This is a genomic window from Nostoc sp. ChiQUE02 (assembly GCF_034531305.2).
Lineage (GTDB): Bacteria > Cyanobacteriota > Cyanobacteriia > Cyanobacteriales > Nostocaceae > Nostoc.
The window spans coordinates 26951-45087 of record NZ_JAVRBN020000005.1; the positions used below are offsets into that span (position 1 = coordinate 26951).

At 39.3% G+C, this 18137-nt stretch carries 15 protein-coding genes and 2 pseudogenes; 9 read left to right on the forward strand and 8 right to left on the reverse strand.

The genetic code is table 11. The features are described 5' to 3' along the window. Window positions 1-524: 524 nt before the first annotated feature. Window positions 525-869, forward strand: coding sequence for a DUF1815 family protein (locus tag RM347_RS06760; protein ID WP_069074034.1), 345 nt, complete (start codon window positions 525-527; stop codon window positions 867-869). Between the two features lie 252 nt (window positions 870-1121). Here RM347_RS06760 and RM347_RS06765 read toward each other — a convergent pair whose 3' ends face one another. Beyond that, window positions 1122-1274 (reverse strand): hypothetical protein, encoded by a 153-nt coding sequence (locus RM347_RS06765; protein ID WP_322721202.1) that lies wholly within the window; start codon window positions 1272-1274, stop codon window positions 1122-1124. A gap of 29 nt (window positions 1275-1303) precedes the next feature. Next, window positions 1304-3373, reverse strand: a complete 2070-nt coding sequence (locus RM347_RS06770; RefSeq protein WP_322721201.1) for a CHAT domain-containing protein — start codon at window positions 3371-3373, stop codon at window positions 1304-1306. 116 nt (window positions 3374-3489) lie between these two features. On the opposite strand from RM347_RS06770, the gene RM347_RS06775 reads away from it, so the two are divergent. Next, entirely contained in the window at window positions 3490-3990 is a 501-nt protein-coding gene (locus RM347_RS06775) for an acyl-CoA thioesterase (RefSeq protein WP_322721200.1), read from the forward strand. A 114-nt stretch (window positions 3991-4104) separates the two neighbouring features. On the opposite strand, the gene RM347_RS06780 is transcribed toward RM347_RS06775, so the two are convergent. Both RM347_RS06780 and RM347_RS06785 read right to left on the reverse strand, forming a co-directional pair. Next, window positions 4105-4302: a hypothetical protein gene (locus RM347_RS06780; RefSeq protein WP_322721199.1), complete on the reverse strand. Its 198-nt coding sequence runs from the start codon at window positions 4300-4302 to the stop codon at window positions 4105-4107. A 445-nt stretch (window positions 4303-4747) separates the two neighbouring features. Then, a complete protein-coding gene (locus RM347_RS06785; RefSeq protein WP_322721198.1) occupies window positions 4748-5944 on the reverse strand; it encodes a 1-deoxy-D-xylulose-5-phosphate reductoisomerase in 1197 nt (398 codons plus the stop codon). 222 nt (window positions 5945-6166) lie between these two features. On the opposite strand from RM347_RS06785, the gene RM347_RS06790 reads away from it, so the two are divergent. The 4 genes from RM347_RS06790 (at window position 6167) to RM347_RS06805 (ending at window position 11697) form a co-directional block, all read left to right on the forward strand. Then, window positions 6167-6433, forward strand: a complete 267-nt coding sequence (locus RM347_RS06790) for a hypothetical protein (RefSeq protein WP_322721197.1) — start codon at window positions 6167-6169, stop codon at window positions 6431-6433. Between the two features lie 671 nt (window positions 6434-7104). Beyond that, window positions 7105-8412 (forward strand): mannosyltransferase family protein, encoded by a 1308-nt coding sequence (locus tag RM347_RS06795; RefSeq protein ID WP_322721196.1) that lies wholly within the window; start codon window positions 7105-7107, stop codon window positions 8410-8412. A 45-nt stretch (window positions 8413-8457) separates the two neighbouring features. After that, window positions 8458-10389: a DMT family transporter gene (locus RM347_RS06800; protein WP_322721195.1), complete on the forward strand. Its 1932-nt coding sequence runs from the start codon at window positions 8458-8460 to the stop codon at window positions 10387-10389. A gap of 42 nt (window positions 10390-10431) precedes the next feature. Next, window positions 10432-11697, forward strand: coding sequence for a hypothetical protein (locus RM347_RS06805; protein WP_322721194.1), 1266 nt, complete (start codon window positions 10432-10434; stop codon window positions 11695-11697). An 88-nt stretch (window positions 11698-11785) separates the two neighbouring features. Here RM347_RS06805 and RM347_RS06810 read toward each other — a convergent pair whose 3' ends face one another. After that, on the reverse strand, window positions 11786-13354 hold the full coding sequence (locus RM347_RS06810) for an ArnT family glycosyltransferase (RefSeq protein ID WP_322721193.1): 1569 nt from the start codon (window positions 13352-13354) through the stop codon (window positions 11786-11788). A 77-nt stretch (window positions 13355-13431) separates the two neighbouring features. Here RM347_RS06810 and RM347_RS06815 point away from each other — a divergent pair, with 77 nt between their 5' ends. After that, the gene (locus tag RM347_RS06815; RefSeq protein ID WP_322721192.1) at window positions 13432-14823 is read left to right on the forward strand and encodes a DUF2079 domain-containing protein; all 1392 of its coding nucleotides are present in this window, start codon (window positions 13432-13434) and stop codon (window positions 14821-14823) included. Window positions 14824-14842: 19 nt separating this feature from the next. On the opposite strand, the pseudogene RM347_RS06820 reads toward RM347_RS06815, so the two are convergent. Beyond that, a pseudogene (locus RM347_RS06820) lies at window positions 14843-15027 on the reverse strand (Uma2 family endonuclease); the annotation flags it as partial. A gap of 161 nt (window positions 15028-15188) precedes the next feature. On the opposite strand from RM347_RS06820, the gene RM347_RS06825 reads away from it, so the two are divergent. Further along, a complete protein-coding gene (locus RM347_RS06825; protein ID WP_322721191.1) occupies window positions 15189-15734 on the forward strand; it encodes a hypothetical protein in 546 nt (181 codons plus the stop codon). Between the two features lie 116 nt (window positions 15735-15850). Here RM347_RS06825 and RM347_RS06830 read toward each other — a convergent pair whose 3' ends face one another. Next, on the reverse strand, window positions 15851-16123 hold the full coding sequence (locus RM347_RS06830; protein ID WP_322721190.1) for a hypothetical protein: 273 nt from the start codon (window positions 16121-16123) through the stop codon (window positions 15851-15853). A 128-nt stretch (window positions 16124-16251) separates the two neighbouring features. Further along, window positions 16252-16359: pseudogene (locus RM347_RS06835) on the reverse strand (Uma2 family endonuclease); the annotation flags it as partial. A 327-nt stretch (window positions 16360-16686) separates the two neighbouring features. Between RM347_RS06835 and RM347_RS06840 the strand changes: the two are divergent. Next, the gene (locus RM347_RS06840) at window positions 16687-18072 is read left to right on the forward strand and encodes an ATP-binding protein (protein ID WP_322721189.1); all 1386 of its coding nucleotides are present in this window, start codon (window positions 16687-16689) and stop codon (window positions 18070-18072) included. Window positions 18073-18137: the final 65 nt, after the last annotated feature.

Sequence of the window (18137 nt, forward strand, 5' to 3'; positions counted from 1 at the left end):
TCTCAAATTTACACTGTTATCTGCTTGATTTTATATATACAGGAGGAACGAATTTGGTATACCTAATCATTTGTCTATACCAAAATCTACGTTAGAAAGAGAACAAATCAAACATTGATCTAAGAAACACTATAACGATGCAAAACTACGTTATAGCCTCTACACATAGTAAATTTGGCTGCATATAGTCAATAAAAGCGAAATCTGTAGCTTTTAGGTAGTTGACTAGTGCTAGATTTAAGTTACTCTTAAAGCGGATCGCTTCCTGTAAGAATCTACCCTGGCAGAAGTGTATAAAGATATAGTTAAATTTAGCAATTCTGTCCGAGATTTTGAATTTGCAAACTGAATAGTTTGATACGGCGCTCAAAACCCTGGTGCACTACCCTAAACAAGGTAGTCAATTAACGACTCAATATCATCTGTCTGGTAATTGTAATGAATAGTTTACAATACCAGTGGGTGAGAAAATCTAAAGAAAATATAAAAGAAACTCAAACGACTGTGGTGTCTGGAGGACAAAAGTGTTTCTGAGACTAGCACATCAACATCGACAATTCGTCCAAGACTTGGTAATGAACCTGCAAGCCTTGGCGGTTGTATTAGAGCGGCGCGGCTATCCTGCGTCCTGTTACACCTGTGGCGACCAAATGAATAGTGCATCATTTATGGTTAGCTTGGGTGATAACCATCTGATTCGGTTTTTAGTATCCGATTACGGAATTACTTGGACGGAAATGCGGGATGACCGCGAATTAATGAAGCTAGAAGGTGCAGAGGCAATTAGCCAATTAGACGAACTGGCTAATCTTGTCAAGCAATCTATGCAAACTGATACAGGCTCTAAAACTCTTGCCAAGAAGTATTAAGGTTCAAAGGTTGATGGCAAATTAAAAATTGATTATCGGTAACTGGTAATCGGTAATAGTGGCTTAGTTAGCGATCGCTCTTACCTATTCTCCATTACCATTAAGTGATTGGCTCGTGGCTAGCCCATCGCATATTTTTTTGTATCTGCCAAAACCTCACGAGCCGAATTTTAAGCCTTTAGCTGGAAGGTGTTAAAACACACCAAAGTCAAAGGTTGGGTAGTTGAGCGCTCCTCTTTTCCCCAAATCTCATCAAAACGCGATAACTTCTCTACGAGATGCTCTTGCTAGCTTGCTTCCCCGTAGGGGTACGTTAGCTCCGCTAACGCAGTTTTGGTTAATTATGTCTAAAATTTTTGCAGTAGCGATCGCCATTACCAGATTTTCCAATTGATCGTCAGCCACAAGCTTGAAAAAGACATCCTCTGGAAAAGCTAAAGTCCATTACCAATCAAAATAAAAGGTGCCCAATAGTACGGGTGACTAAAGCTACTAACTGCTGCTACAGTTTCATTGTGACTTAGAGACTTCCAGTCTCCAGTAATTAATGAGACTTGAGCTTGGCGTAAAGCTTCAGTTTTAGTTAACTTATCGGTGGAGAGGATACCATAAAAAGCACTCATGAGTGCTTGTGTACCACCATCATCTACAGACCACAAAGAGGCGATCGCGGCTCTAGCACCGGTTTGTTGCATCTGATAGCCAAAGCCTAAAATTTCCTCACCGTTACCTAACTTGCCCCCCAAGCCGGTTTCACAGGCGCTCAACACTACCAAATCGACATTGGGGAGTGACCAAGTAGCGACATTTCTAAAATTAACGCGATCGCCATTTCCGAATAAAATAAATGAATCTTCTGGTTTACCCACCACAAAAGCTGCATGAGTCGCTAAATGGACAATTGTATAATCATCCATTTGGGGTACAGCGACTTTAGGAGTAAAGGCATCATCTAAAAGCTTCGTAGTTTCAGGAACCGCAGCTGCTAGACTTTCCACTTCCCGCGTTGCAAAGGGTAAGCCAGCGAAAGCAACCTGCCGATTACCAACTTTGATTTGATAATTACCTTTAGTAAAAGCACCGGCTAGAACCCGCAAAGTAGATTGTTGTGGGGTATTTAAGTTAGTTAGGCTGGCAGATGTAATGTGATTCACATTGAAGCGCTGCACTAGCCATTGTTTGCCATCATATAAAGCAGTTAAAGGAATATAGCGTAACTGGTCATCTGGAGCGTAAATCAGAGTTTGTGTACCTGATAGCTTCAGGTCTTTTTCTATCGGCTTAATTAGCCAGTCATACAATTGACGTGCAGGTGCTTTGATATTTCGACTGGGATTGATTAAAGCTTGGCGGAAAGCACCAATTGTTTGATAGAGGTTTTCGCGTTTTACGGCAACGGTGCGATGAATTGGTGGAGATTCAGGAGTTACCAATACCAATTCCAAACTATCTTTTAAAATCAGTGGGTAGAGTAGTGCCGATTTTTGAGGTAATCGCGCCAAATTATCCCGAAGTTCGTTGAGACTCTCCAATTCCAAATTTTGCCGTCTAGCTGTACGGCTAATTTGCTCTACCTGTGCTTTTACTGAAGGACTATTGATAAATTCGTTAAATTTATCTAGAAGTTGCTGTTGATTTAAGACTAATTGCTCGATCCGTTGTTTCTGTTCAAGCGATCGCTGTTCGGGGGAAATTTTGCGTAGTGTTGTCAGTTCTTTACCCAGCACAACAGCATTATCCAGGCTTTGATCCAACTTTTGTTTAATTGGTTTTTCTGTTGCCGCTATATTAATACCTTTGACAGTACGTTGATTACCTGACACATTCTGGAGATATTCCTCTAGTTCTTCAACTTTAAGTAAATCCATTGTCCTTTGTGCTTCAACAACACGTTCCTGTTTGAGCAATCGTTCACCCAAAATGCGATATGTTTGGCTAACAGTTATGCTGTAAGCATCTGGTTGTGGCGCACTCAGTGTTGATGGATTCAAGCGAGCTTTCTCACGATTAATCAAGCAGTGCTTGTAGAAAAAAATTGCTAACTCTGGTTTGTTTTGGATATCGAATAAGTAACCTATGTTACTGTAGGTTTTGCCAAGTCGGACGAGATCCCCAAGTTCTTTGTTAATTAATATCGCTTGCTGATAGGATTTAAGTGCTTCGGGATACTTTTTTTGACTTTGGTAGATTCTGCCAATGTTGTTGAATGTTACCGCTTCCCAAGAGCGCTCTCCAAATTCTCTGCTGATCTCTAATGCTTTTTGTAATCTCTGCAACGCTTCTTTCAATTGACCTTGCCGAGATTCTTTAATAGCTTCTTCGTTGAGCTTTTCAATTTCTAAGAGCTGATTATTCTTGGGTAAAGCTTGAGCTTTTTCTCCAGAGTCGTACCTCAGCTTTGCATTTGTGCTTACCTGATTATTGTCTGGGTATACCATCCCAAAACCTAGTAAACTAAGTAGAGTCAAAGTAATAACACTCACATACCGGAGATTAGGCTGCATAACAAAACACTCCCTATACTCGGAAGGTAAATATTAAATCAATAAGTCCGGCAGCGCAATTAATTTTTATGCTATTCAATAATTTGGAAAATTTATAAGTGCTGAGAAATTTGAAGATGTCAGAAGAAAAACCCAGCCAACCAAAACTCCCACCAACCAGCGCCCTAGACAATCCATCAAGTCATGAATTTGGGAATTGGTTTGAATATCCTGTCAGAGTGCAACCCCACCACACTGACTATGCCGGTATTGTCTGGCACGGTTCCTATCTAGCTTGGATGGAAGAAGCACGCATTGAATGCTTGCGATCTATAGGGATTGAATTTGCTGATTTAGTTGCTATAGGTTGCGATTTACCAGTTGTGGAACTGTCAGTGCGCTATCACCGTTCAATTCAATTAGGTATGGCAGTGGTGGTAAAAACGCGCATGGCTGAAGTGACTGGTGTCCGAATTAATTGGGATTATGCAATTGTCTCAACTGATGGAGAACAATTGTACGTCACTGCCAAGGTTACTTTAGTAGCTTTAGATCGCGAAAGAGGGAAGATTATGCGTCAGTTGCCGGCGAGTGTTAAGGATGCATTAGCCAGGATTTCAGCATTAAATAACAATTGATCGAGAAAGGTTGTAAACACTACATAAACTTTGACGCCAGTTATGTCAAAGTTAAAAATTTTGTCACTTGATCTTTTATACTTCACTTTTGCATTAAAGGTGAAGTATACTTTGTTACTTTCCATTTTGGATCTGCGACAGATTTTGAGCAAACTGTGTTACGTAATGCCAAATATCTTGTGGAGTAATGCCAAAACTAATATTTAATAAAACAAGGATTGCCGCAAGAGTTAATGCAGTGCTCAGGGTTGCTTTCACCAACTTCCACAATATTATGAAAACTATCCAAGCTACAATCAACGTAACAATCATATATATTCATTCCTTAATAATTGCCCTTGTCTGAGAGTGGGTTGATTCAGAAAGGATAAGCTTTTGTTTTGGTAATAATCACTGGTATAAAAGATGCTAAACTCAATTTTGAATATCCACTAAAATGATTTTTTGTGATAACTAGCCTGGGGATATCTTACCTAAAAATGAGATAATTATTTATGTGTTATCCTGCTTTTTTTTGCAAAGCTTTTGTAAATTTTTTTAATTTTTCTTTGAATATCAATTATAAATATACATGAAAATTATGGCTGTTCCGGAAGCCACCAAGTATCTTCAATTTGTTAACTTTTTGTAGTTCAGTGAGTACGTCTTTGCGATAAAGTGAAATGATTTTCATATTAATTGGATTAGAGGTTGGGGATTAGAGATTGGGGACTAGGCATCAATTTCTAATCCCCAGTCCAATCTAAACTGAAGGTTTTTATCGCAGAGAAATTATCCGCGAGTGAGTTTCTAAATTTTCAGTCGCTGTTAAAACTTCTTGTCTTGCCCATTTATCTGCTGCCAAAATGTCATCTAAAGAGGGATTAGCACGGTTATCATTTTGATGGCGATCGCACACCCATTCGATACATCGGGGAATATCTAAAAACCGAATTTTTTCTGATAGAAATAAAGCTACAGCTTGCTCATTTGCGGCATTTAACACAGCTGGCATCGAACCACCAGCTTTACCCACAGCATAAGCCAACTGCATACAAGGATACTTTTGGTGATCTGGTTCACGGAAGGTTAAATTTCCAGCTTTGACTAAATCTAGTCGTTCCCAGTTGGTATAGATGCGATCGGGCCAAGATAGAGCATACAGTAAGGGTAAGCGCATATCCGGCCAACCGAGTTGGGCTAAAACTGAAGTGTCTTGCAGTTCAATCAGTGAGTGAATAATGCTCTGGGGATGAATGACAATTTCGATATCGTCATAATCCAACCCAAACAGAAAGTGAGCCTCAATTACTTCCAGCCCTTTATTCATCAAAGTAGCAGAGTCTACTGTGATTTTCCGCCCCATCGACCAATTAGGATGCTTGAGGGCGTCAGCAACCGTTACATCTGCTAACTTTTCTACATCCCAGTCGCGGAAAGCTCCACCTGATGCAGTGAGCAGAATTTTTCGCAAGCCTGCCTTTGGCACACCTTGGAGGCATTGAAAGATTGCGGAATGTTCGGAATCGGCTGGGAGTAATTTTACACCGTGTTTTTCAACTAGGGGAAGAACCACAGGGGCCCCAGCAATCAAGGTTTCTTTGTTCGCTAAGGCAATATCTTTACCAGCTTCAATAGCTGCGATCGTGGGTAGCAAACCAGCACAACCAACGATACCAGTGACAACAGTTTGGGCATCGCCGTAACGGGCGACTTCTATCACTCCAGCGTCACCTGCCAGTAGAATCGGTTGGGGATCGAGGTCTTTGATTGCTTCTTTGAGCGCTGGTAATTTCTCTTCTGAGCAAATTGCTGCTATTTTCGGCCGAAACTGCCGAATTTGAGCAGCGAACATTTCGACATTGCTCCCAGCTGCCAATCCCACAATCCGAAACTGATCTGGGTACTGAGTGACAATATCTAAAGTCTGAGTACCAATAGAACCAGTGGAACCAACAAGAGTAATCGCTTTCACAATTGCTTAAGGATTTACAGACAACTCCCACTATAAATTGCTGCGGACTCTTTAATAACAGCAATCACTATAATCGATACACTGACGAGGAGGAGGTGAGGGACAGAAGGAAGGTATCGGCGTGTCTCTATCTCCTCTTGTCCTCGTCCCTGCGCCAGCCCCAATCCGTTAATTTCAAGGTTTTATCACAGATAAATCTAAAATAATGGATGAATATTTACCATGACAAATAAACAACAAGATATGATAAATCTCCTGAATGAAATGTACTGGAATGAAAAATATTCTAATCCAATAGATTACTTTAGTCAGTTTATAAATGAATTAAAAAAATATGAGATTGCAGAAATATTAGTTTACCAAGATAAGTTCCCTTTTCAATATGTTCTTAGCTTTCTTTTATCGACTCCATTGTTATGGTTGAAGAAGTCTGTTATGGACTGGGTTGTAATTATGTCCGCATTGAACCCACAAAACCCTTCAGAATAGATATTGAAGATGCAGGTTATATAGATATTCATTTTCTGTGTAAATATATAAGAGCTAATGCTATAGAACTATTTTTACAACAATAAAAATTCAGCAAACAAGATAAGTAAAATCTACTTTATTACTGCAAAAAATAGCAGTAGATTTATTTATAGATGAGTTAGAAATTGAATTTCTAGATGGTGAGGATTTTGTACATCTAGATCAAATAGAAGTTGCAAGATTAAATCTTATTTATAGTGGAAGAATTAATCAACTTAAATATACTGAAGATGAACTTCGTGAATACATTCAAAAAGAGCTAAAAGCCCTTTCTATAGTTGAGGAGTAACAAGTGTGCCGTATACTGAGTGCTATATTAAACAGTATTTTGATATGCATTGCGTAATTCCTAAACTATTTCATCGGCTTTTAAAATACGCCCTAAAGCGGCTCACTTTTCATATAACTAGACAAAACCTGTATTTATAAATACTATATTTTTAAAGATAAACTCAGAAAGAATTGGCAAAAATAACTAAATAAGAAATATTTTCAAGTAATTGCCGATTTGTCCAGTTTGTTAATTATGTTGATGGAGGATTTAATATGCAAAATATTACTCATAAATTGCTGTGTTGCAGCCATAGGTAGAAGGATGCATAAAGGAGTTTGTTGAAGCACTCAACCTTATGGTGAAAGTTCAGATAGTTATAAAAAAAGTTTTATGGAAAAATGATTTCCTGTTTCCAGCAGCAATATGGCTTGCCAGCCGAATATTTATCTGGACTGCTATGTTACTGGTTGCACCAAAGCTACCGTTACCATCAGAAGAATTTTTGCCCCATTTTGGCTGGGGGGTTTTTGATGCCTGGGATAGTATGCATTATCGAGCGATCGCAACTTCTGGATATGAATTTGTGAATGACGGCAAGCAACATAATCTGGCCTTCTTTCCCCTGTTTCCCTTAAGTATTTGGGTTTTGATGAAGTTGGGCTTACCGTTTGAATTGGCAGGCACGTTAGTCAACAACTTGGCGTTTTTTGCAGCGCTTTACTGTTTGTACTTTTGGGTTAAGGAGCATTATGGCATCAATGCAGCGCAGTGGGGGACTGCTGTGGTTTCTTTGTATCCATCATCCATGTTTACCGGGGTGGTTTACACAGAGGGGATGTATTTGTTTTTGAGTACGGCGGCTTTGCGAGCTTTCGATCAAAAGCAGTATGGCTGGACTGCGCTTTGGGGGGCGATGGCGACAGCAACACGTCCTACAGGTATGGCACTAATTCCAGCATTTGCGATCGCAGCCTGGAAAGAACGCCGACCAGCCATTGCCTATATAGCTGGTTTGACTACCGCTATTGGCATACTTCTCTTCAGTTTGTATTGTGCGATTTATTTTGGCAATCCTTTAGCTTTTATCGAAGCACAGCGGGGATGGCGACCTTCCCTTGGGTTTGATTGGCAGGGTTGGTTAAATATGCTCATGCAAATTGTAGTCGGCACAAAGAATTGGCAATATGGTTGGATTCAAAACTCCTCTGGCGGCATTCAAGACCCTTGGTATCTGTTATTGTTTGGCATGATTGTTGCCAGTAGCTATCTTTTATGGCGTTTCCGTCAACATTTTCGTTCAGTGAAATTATTCTATGGCTTTTATGCTTTAGTCTTATTTTTGTTGATTTTGGCGAGTGCAGAGTGGATCAATAACTTGCTCAACTTGTTTATGGTCTTGGGTGGTGGTTATGTGTTATGGCGCTTACACACGCAACTGACCCCAGTTACAATTATCTATGGCTTTTGTGGTATTGGTTTGCTGCTAGCCTCTGGAGGTACTATCTCCTTGAGCCGTCTTGCCTATGGTATTGTGCCTTTGAATATAGCCATTGGTGTGCTGCTATCTCGCCATCCTCGTCAGGGATATTTAATATTGGGTGCTTTTGTGACATTACTAGCCAAAATAGCTGTAGGATTTGCCCAAGAGCGCTGGGTTGGTTAGAGAGTTTGATCCATTATTGCTAAGAAATTGAATTTAAATTTCCTAATGAATGTATCCAATCAAACGAAGATAGCGATCGCTTCATTATTCGTAGGTGTAGGTGCCATTTCTTTTGGCTCAATTTTTATGAAATTGAGTGAAATTGAACTCAGCCCCAGTGCCACTGTGTTTAATCGCCTTTGGCTTGCTAGTGTGGTCTTCTTGCTCTGGAATGGATACAAGGCAATACGGCAGCGATTCTCCTTAGAAAAACCTGTAGAACAGCAGACCTACACCAGTCAGGATCTATTCCTATTACTAGGCGCTGGTATTCTTTGGGCTGCTACTTTAGCTTTTTTAGCTTGGTCGCTGACTCAAACTAGCGTTGCGATTTCTAGTGTATTGCATAATCTCGCACCCATATTTACTAGCTTAGGGGTGTGGCTGTTATTTCGTCAGGGTTTTGAGAGCCAATTCCTGATTGGGATGGTCATTGCGCTTGGAGGAGCGATCGCCATTGAATTTGAAGAACTGCAAATCGCCACAGACGAAGTTCAAGGAGGCTTTGCTGCGATCGTTTCTGCGGTTTTCTTGGGTGCATACCTGCTGATCGTAGAAAAATTACGAACCAAATTTTCTCCCGCCACAATCCAGTTGTGGATCTGTGCGATCGCGTCTCTAGCCATCTTCCCCATACTTTTGTTCACTCAAGATCAACTTTTTCCCTCTACAGTCAGTGGGTGGCTTTGGGTCATTTTCCTAGCCTTGATTTGCCAAGTTTTAGGTCATGGGCTTTTGACCTATAGCCTTGCCAGGTTTTCCTCTGTAGTTGTCTCCTTAGTGCATCTGTTAGAGCCAGTATTTAGCGGCATTTTCGCTCTTGTAATATTTTCGGAAAAATTAACTGTCTCAAATTGGGTAGGTTTCGCTGTAGTTTTAATGGGTTTATACTTAGCCATATCGAGCCAATCTGCTGTTAATTTACCGTTCCAGGAATCAGTAAAAACTATAGTTAACACTTTCGTTAAAAGTATGACGACCAAACTGTCATTACTAAAGCAACAATTCACCGAAACACCAGCTTTATTAGGAACTGTCTCATTATTTATTGCCCTGATTCCCATATCTTTAGCACCATCTCTGACCAAATTATGTCAACAAGAAATTGGTGCAAATGCTGTAGTATTTCATCGCAGTTGGATCGCCACAGTTGTCTTTGCCCTGTGGAATGGAATTGAGGCTTTCCGGTACCAACAGTCCGATAACCAATCTATAGAACAGAAGCCTTTTACAAGTCAAGAAGTATGGCTATTGTTGGCAATGGGAACCGCTGCTGGAACCTACCTCCTCTTGTGGGCTTGGTCGCTGAGTCAAACAAGTGTTGCTAACGTGGCTTTACTATCTAATTTGAACTCCTTATTCGTTGCTTTGGCTGGGTATCTGTTATTTGGTCGGCGCTTCGATAACAGATTCGTGATTGGTCTGGTCATAGCCTTGGGAGGAGCGATCGCATTTGAACTCAATAAAGTGCAATTTGCAACTGACCAGATACTAGGTGATGCATTAGCATTACTAACTGCGATTTTCATGGCTACGTGTATGCTGCTGATAGAAAGACTCCGAACCCGATTTAGCACCGCAACTATAATGCTGTGGCGCTGTGGAGTCACAACAATGTTTCTACTACCCGTCCTCCCATTCCTCGAAGATAGGTTGTTGCCCTATTCGCCAATGGGTTGGTTTTTCATAATTTTCCAAGCTCTCTTTTGCCAAGTTTTGGGTCAGGGACTTTTGGCTTATAGCCTTAGCAGAATCTCTTCAGGCGTCGTCGCCGTCACACTTCTCCTCGAACCAGTCCTAGCCTCCATTTTCGCTTGGTTTATTTTTTCGGAACAGGTAGGTTTGTTTGACTGGGCAACTTTTGCTGTAGTTTTAGCGGGTATCTATCTAGCCCAATCTAGTCAATCCACAGTTCCAGTAACGAACGAAGGCTCGTAGCACTATCACAGCTAGTAAAAATTCATTTATCTCTCTGTAAAAATGAATATAAAGAAAAAAATTTTGGCAAATGGCTTATTTTTTGTCATAGCAATGTGGCTGTCTAGCAGGCTTCTGATCGCTATCGCTATGTTACTAATTGCCCCATTGTTCCCAACTTCATCAAATGGCGTTGCTGCCACGTTTAGTTGGGATGTTTTCCATGCTTGGGATAGTGTTTGGTATGAGAAAATTGTGACTTCTGGTTATGATTTCTCTAGTGACATAAAGGAAATTCACACAGTTGCATTTTTCCCTTTATTTCCATTGTTAACCCATATAATTATGTTCATTGGCTTGCCTTCTAAAGTTGCAGGTATATTAGTTAATAATTCAGCTTTTTTAGCTGCTTTGCTTATACTTTATTTTTGGGTACAGGAGCTTTACGACACAAGCACAGCACGATGGGCGACAGCTACTTTAGCATGGTGTCCCTATTCCCTTTATGGAACTGTAATTTACACTGAAGGCCTGTTTTTGTTGTGTACCACATCTGCCTTACGAGCTTTTTATAAAAAGCAATATATTTGGGCAGCATTCTGGGGAGCATTATCCACAGCAACCCGACTCCCTGGAGTTGCTCTTATCCCCGCTTTTCTGTTTGCTACTTGGAAAGAACGTAGAGGCATAAAAGCCTATATTGCCAGTTTAACTGTTGGTTTGGGTATATCTCTGTATAGTCTTTATTGTCAAATTAAATTTGGCGATGCTTTGGCTTTCATCCATGCACAAAAAGCGTGGCGTGGTGATGCAAGAGGGTTTGCTTGGGAAGGTTGGTGGAAGATGCTGATGCAAATTACAGTAGGCTTCACTAATTTTAAATCTGGCTATATTAAAGACCCTTTGCATCCGTTATTATTTTTAATAATTATTGTTAGCGGCTGTTTATTATGGCGCTTCCGTTTACATTTGGGGATAATAAAATTTCGCTATGGATTATATTTTTTATGGCTATTGTTGTGGATATTGACAGGAGATGAAATACTGAAAATTGCGCTAGTTTTTGGTGGTATTTATTTAATATGGTTATTACGAGCTAAAATTCCCCTTGTTGCTGTTGTCTATGGGTTTTCTTCCTTCGCTTTAATTTTAAACACCGGGATTACAGCCTCGGCTGAACGCTACGCTTACGGTATTGTATCACTGTCAATGGCATTCGGGTTATTACTTGCCCAGTATCCTCGTTGGGGATACCCAATTATGTACTTTTTTGGAATACTAATGTTCACTTTTTCTATTCGATTTGCCCGCGATCTTTGGGTAGCTTAGGTTGATTGGTATCATTCATTGGTGGTTTATCAATAAATAAGCTCCCAAACTTATTTGATAAGTCGAGCATCTGTAAGTTTTAGTATAATTAATTTTTGCTAATCAGTGTAAATCCGTTAGCTGTTCCTATAATTTTACTACCAGTTAAATTGATTTGCTCTAAAGCCTCATTGTCTAACAGCAAATAAGATTTATTAGATAACATTTTTTGTAAAATTGGCACAGTTGCAGCAGTTACCTTGCAATCGCTGTAAAAATCTAAACTAGGACGCCCATAAGCAAAAGAAGTATAAATTTGTGTTCCTGGTGAAACATTTGCCCGAATTAATTCCGCTACTGGTTTAACAGGAAAAGCTTCATTCAATTCCCAAATCCATGATTGCGAACTCATCAACAGTGCTAAAACTAAGTACATCCCAGAAAATAACACTGGAATAAAGTTGCGATCGTGCTGTTTCACTAGCCATGCTGCGATGCCCATACTTATTGCCAAAACAATGCTCATAACTATTAAAATAGGCTCTTTTTTAAGAAAAAAGTAAACACAACCTCCTAAACCAGCAATAGAAATAATAGCTAGAAATATTGTCCAACTTCGCACTCTAAAATTACGGGACTGCCAAACTTCGCTCAAATTAGCACCAATTGCCAAAGCTAAAAATGGATATATAGGCATGACATACCACGGGAGTTTAGTTTTCATAAAAGAAATAGTTCCTAAGTAAAGAATTGTACCCAACAGAACTAGAGAACCCCAAGTGTTATGGCGTTCTTTCCAAGCTAGATAAAGCCCTCCAGGTAAAAATAATAGCCAGGGAAAACCATATTTCAGTAATTCTAATAAATAGTACCAAATAGGCCCACTATTACCTTCAACAGGTTGTAAAAGGCGGTCAAAAGCTTGTGCTTGAAAATGCACTTGCAAGAAAGTATTACCGTAATGTTGCCATTGAGCAATATACCAAGCGATCGCTGGGGTATTTCCTAACAAAATTCCCACCCAGAGATAGGGACTTTTCAACAAAGCCAATTGTCGATCTGCAAGCAGGAATAAACAGGCGATCGCACCCAACAGCAAAACTATCGTCCCCTTAGTCAGAATAATTAATCCTAGACAAAACCCCACACCTAGAGCATATCTTCGGTTCTGACGTGCCTTCAAAAGACAAAATAACAACAGCAAGAAAAAAGAAATAGTCATCCCATCTAACATCGCCAGTCGTCCATGACGCACCACAGGCAACATTGTCAAGTAAACTAAAGCAGCAAATAGAGCCGATAAATTTTGGTTAAAAGCCAAACGCCCCACCAGGTAAAGCAAAGGCACTCCCAAGGCAGTTAAAACCGCGCCAGGTAAGCGTGTAGTTAACTCTTGCACTCCTCCTAGTTGGTAGCACCAAGCAATTAACCATTGCATCAAAGGCGGTTTTAATAAAAATGGTTCTCCTTGAAGGGTAGGATAAAGCCAGTTACCAGTACGGTAAATCTCTCTAGCGACTATAGCGTAAGTACCTTCATCCCAATCTCGTAAAGGGGAGTTTCCTAAAAATATCAACCATAGAACTAGAGATATTACCAGTAAGCTAAATAACCATTCTTTTTCTCGGAATATGACCGTTCTTTTTGTGAATAGCTTTACAATATTTGTGCGATACATTTAGGGCTAATTATGGTAGTGAATAATATTGCTAATTATGTCTCTAAAATACTCACAAAGGATACTTTTTTGATGGTATGAGGAAAAAACCAAATCAGCTTGGTTTTATTGGTTGGATAATTATCGTTAGTGCCTTAATTTTGTTTGGGTGCAGCATCTTACGACACAAGTTATTTCAATCAAACGCTTTTGACTTAGGAATTTTTGACCAAGCGGTTTATTTAATTAGTCAAAGGCAACCACCTATTAGTTCTTTCATCGGTTTTCATATTTTGGGCGATCATGCTGCTTGGATATTCTATCCCTTGGCTTTACTGTACAAAATCTACCCCAGTGTTTACTGGTTATTTGCTGTGCAAGCAGCTGCCTTGGCATTAGGCACTTTGCCTACCTGGCATCTAGCCCGTCAAGCTGGACTGAAGGAAAACCAAGCAGTAGCGATCGTATTTGTGTATCTCTTACATCCGTTGGTGTTTAACGCCAATTTATTTGATTTTCACCCGGAAGTGATAGCTGTACCACTATTATTGGCGGCGGTTTTAGCAGCACGGTTAGGTCAATTAGGGTGGTTTTGTTTAAGTATTTTACCAGTCTTGGGATGTAAAGAAGTATTGTCCCTCACTGTTGCTGGAATGGGAGTTTGGTTACTGTTGTTTGAAAAGCGGCGTTTATATGGTGCGATCGCTCTTTGTGCTGGTGTCGCCTGGTTTCTGATTGCTACTCAGATAATTATTCCTTTTTTCAACAGTGCAGAAGCAATAGCAATGGTACGTTACAGCTATTTAGGTAATTCAGTTCTAGGTATTGCTAAAAATATAGTATTTCAGCCAGGACTGATCTTGGGAAAGGTTTTTTCACTGGATAACCTAGAATATTTGGTTCTGCTGCTAGCACCTGTGATTTGGGGGCTTTCCCCACAAGGAATAAAACCTTTGGTAGGAGCTACTCCTTGTTTGGCGCTCAACATTCTAGCTGATTACCCACCTCAAAAGAACTTGATACATCAGTACTCTATTCCAGCGCTGCCATTCCTGGTGTTGGCTGTAATTTCCAGCCTCGCCGCAGGTAGGGGATGGCTACCAAATAAACGAGCGATTATCCTTTGGTCATTGGTGGCGTTTTTAAGTCTGGCAAAATTTACCTTTTTTGGAGGTAAATACTTAAAATCTATAGATACTTGGCAAGCTACAAAACAAGCGATCGCTCAGATTCAAACTAAAGGAAGCGTTTACACCACAGCAAAAATTTCCCCGCATTTAAGCCACCGAAAATTGATTACGTTTACAAATGGCGATTCCCCACCTGCTGATTTAAATACTTATAATTATGTATTGCTCAATGTCCGTCATCCAGGCTGGTCAAATAGTCAGGAGTTTACTACTAGCTTGGCCAATCAACTGAAAAATAATCAAGGATTTCAGTTGAAATATCAGCGTGATGATGTGTATTTATTTGTCAAAGTGTCTTGATAAGTTTTAGTTAAGCAGCCAATAAGTTTGCTGGATAGTCACCAGCTTCACCACTACTATAAGCATGGGATTTCCCTTCCGGCGACATTTCGACAATTTCCCCCTGAAGTAGTTCAACTTTGCGATCGCTCAAAATGCCAGCGTCAATCATACGGTGATATTGTCAATTGTCCACTTTGCCAGAATCACGTCATGACGATTGATTCCAATAATTCTTTATATTCTTCCATTTTAAAGAGACTTCAGGTCTGATCCAGAATCAATCGATTGATTGAAGATAAAGACATACCAGAAAGCATGTGATAAAACTGATACACAGGCTGGGGTTATAGCTTGGTAACTATAAAATAGTCGAGTACGCAATTATGTTAAGAGAAATTTCGTTGGCGATCGCTACTTTTGTTATTCCATTCACTAGTTACACCCATAATCAAGTAACTGCTACTACTACTTACTATCAAATTTCTCAGAATACTAATAATCAATCAACAGGAATAACTATTAAACGTCTAGGAATAGGTGGAGTGAAACTTTCTATGTCCGAGGCACAAGTCAGAAAAATTTTAGGTAAACCTGTAAAGGTAGAAAATGGCTTTATAGCCGCTATTGGTAAAGTTCGTACTCTGAAATATGCAGGCATCACAGTTGATTTAGATGAAGGTGCTAAACCAGATAAATTTACTGTTTATCAAATCAAAGCAACTAGTTCTAAATATTCCACCATAGATGGACTAAAAGCAGGTGACAGACAATCAAAAGTGATTAGAACCTATGGAAAAACTGAAATATCTCAAGATGGTAAAGTTACCAATTTAAATTACATAGTTGAAGAACCTAGCCCTGGAGGTTTAAATTTTACTATTGAAAAAGGTAAAATAACAGAAATTTTCTGTTTTTATCTGATGAATTAAGCAATTTTTACAATCAAACACCAATGCTATTTCAATCGCCTCACTTCATCTAGAGAAATCCCCCAATTCAATTTCAATATTAACGGTTGCACGTCCGTTCTTGACAATACCATAAATCACTGATAATCGCGCTCCATTTCACCACTGAAGGAAGCAGCGGCTTTGTAACCAATGCGAATGCCGAAAAGTCTAGCAAATGGGTTTTTAGTAAGTAAGTATCGCGCCGATTCTATACCTATTTTATCAATTGCGTATTCGCCTGTTTCTATATCAATAATCACCATTTTACCGATGTTTTCTTGTCGTTCAACTTGTTGACGAATACTGTTTTCATACAGTTCTTTCGCACGTCGTGCAACTTCTTCACGGCTTAAAAGTATTCTTTGCACGTTTTTGTTCTTTTGTTCCTACTGTGTACTAATTTTACTATGAAGCTATAATGCAATGGGTTTTAGTTAATCAATATCTCAGAACTTTGACAGATATTAAGCTATAAGCTAGTAGCATAGCTTACCCTTTCGACAATTTTTCCTTTGAGTAGTTCAACTTTGCGATCGCTCAAAATGCCAGCATCAATCATGTGGTGATATTCGTCAATCGTCCACTTAGCAACTATCACATTCATGACGATTGATTCCTCCCAGTGATTCTTTATATTCTCCCATTTTAAAGGCACTTTAGGTCGGATTCAGAATCAGTCGATTGATTGAAGATAAAGACACACTGAAAAGCATGTGATAAGACTGAGACACAAGCTGAAGTAACAGTTTAGTAACTATAAAATAGTCGAGTATGTAATTATGTTAAGAGCAATTTCGTTAATGATCGCTACTATTGTTATTCCCTTGACTAGCTATACCCATAATCAAGTCGTTTAATTCAACATAGCAACTATTGAGTTGTACCATATATAATTATTACTTCATACTAAAGTCGTAAAAGAAAAATTCTTATGTCAATTAAAGTTGAAAAGATTAATTATGAGCAGGTTAGTCAAATTCTCTCGTCTGAGGAAAGCCACTTTTTAGACTTGAAATCAATAGACATAAAGCCAGCGAAACTAACTCGCTCTCTATCTGCATTTGCAAATGCTAGCGGTGGTGAAGTTTATATTGGAATTGATGAAACTAAAATTGATGGAAAAAATCAACGTACTTGGCGTGGCTTTACTGATCAAGAAGATGCAAATGCTCATTTGCAAGTTTTTGAGGAACTATTTCCATTAGGTCATGACTATAACTATACTTTCTTGTCGTGTGATGGTTGTATAGGGTTGGTTCTTCAAGTAGACATTAATAAAACCCGACAAATAGTTAAAGCTTCTGACAATGTTCCATATTTGCGACGTGGAGCGCAAAATTTGCCGCAGGATATAGAAGAGAAACTTGCACGTCTCAGGCTTGACAAAGGTATAGATTCTTTCGAGACAGCTACAGTCAATACTGATATAGAAATGATTACAAACTCTCTTCCTATTCTTAATTTTATGCTTCGCGTTATACCGTCAGCAGAACCAGAACAGTGGTTAAAAAAACAACAGTTGATTATTAATGGAAAACCAACTGTTGCTGGTGTTCTTCTTTTCTCTGAAGAACCACAAGCTTTGCTACCGAAAAGATGTGGAGTTAAGGTCTATAGATATAAGACTACTGATGAAGAAGGTCGAAGGGAGAACCTAGCTGATGATCCAATAACCCTTGAAGGCTGTTTGTATGATCAAATTATTGTGGCGGTAAAGAAGACTAAGGAGATAGTTGAAGAAATCCCAAAATTAGATTCAGGAAAGTTAAAACACATCAAATATCCTGATGAGGTTTTACACGAAATTATTACTAATGCAGTGCTTCATAGGGACTATAGCATTTTGAAAGACGTGCAAATTCGTATCTTTGATAATCGTGTAGAAGTCGAAAGTCCGGGTAATCTACCAGGACACATTACAATAGACAACATTTTGAAAGAGCAATTTGCAAGAAATGGTACTATTGTCCGCCTTATTAACAAATTTCCTGAAGCACCCAATAAAGACGTGGGTGAGGGTTTAAACACAGCTTTTGAAGCAATGACTCGCCTGAGGCTTAAGGTTCCCATTATTGAAGAAAGGGAAAACTCAGTAATTATTTATATTCGACACGAACAACTTGCTTCCGTTGAATCCACAATCATGGAATACTTGAATAATCACGATACTATAAACAACCGAACCGCACGAGACATTGCGAGTGTAAGCTCAGAAAGTACTATCAAGGCCGCATTTAATAGGCTTAGACTTCAGGGGCTAATAGAAATAGTACCAGGAACTAAGACTGCTACCTCGGCTTGGCGTAAAGTTCAATAAGCAAATTATTAAATCAAGACAAAAAAACGGTAGAGCAATAAATACTCTACCGTTTTCTAATTTTC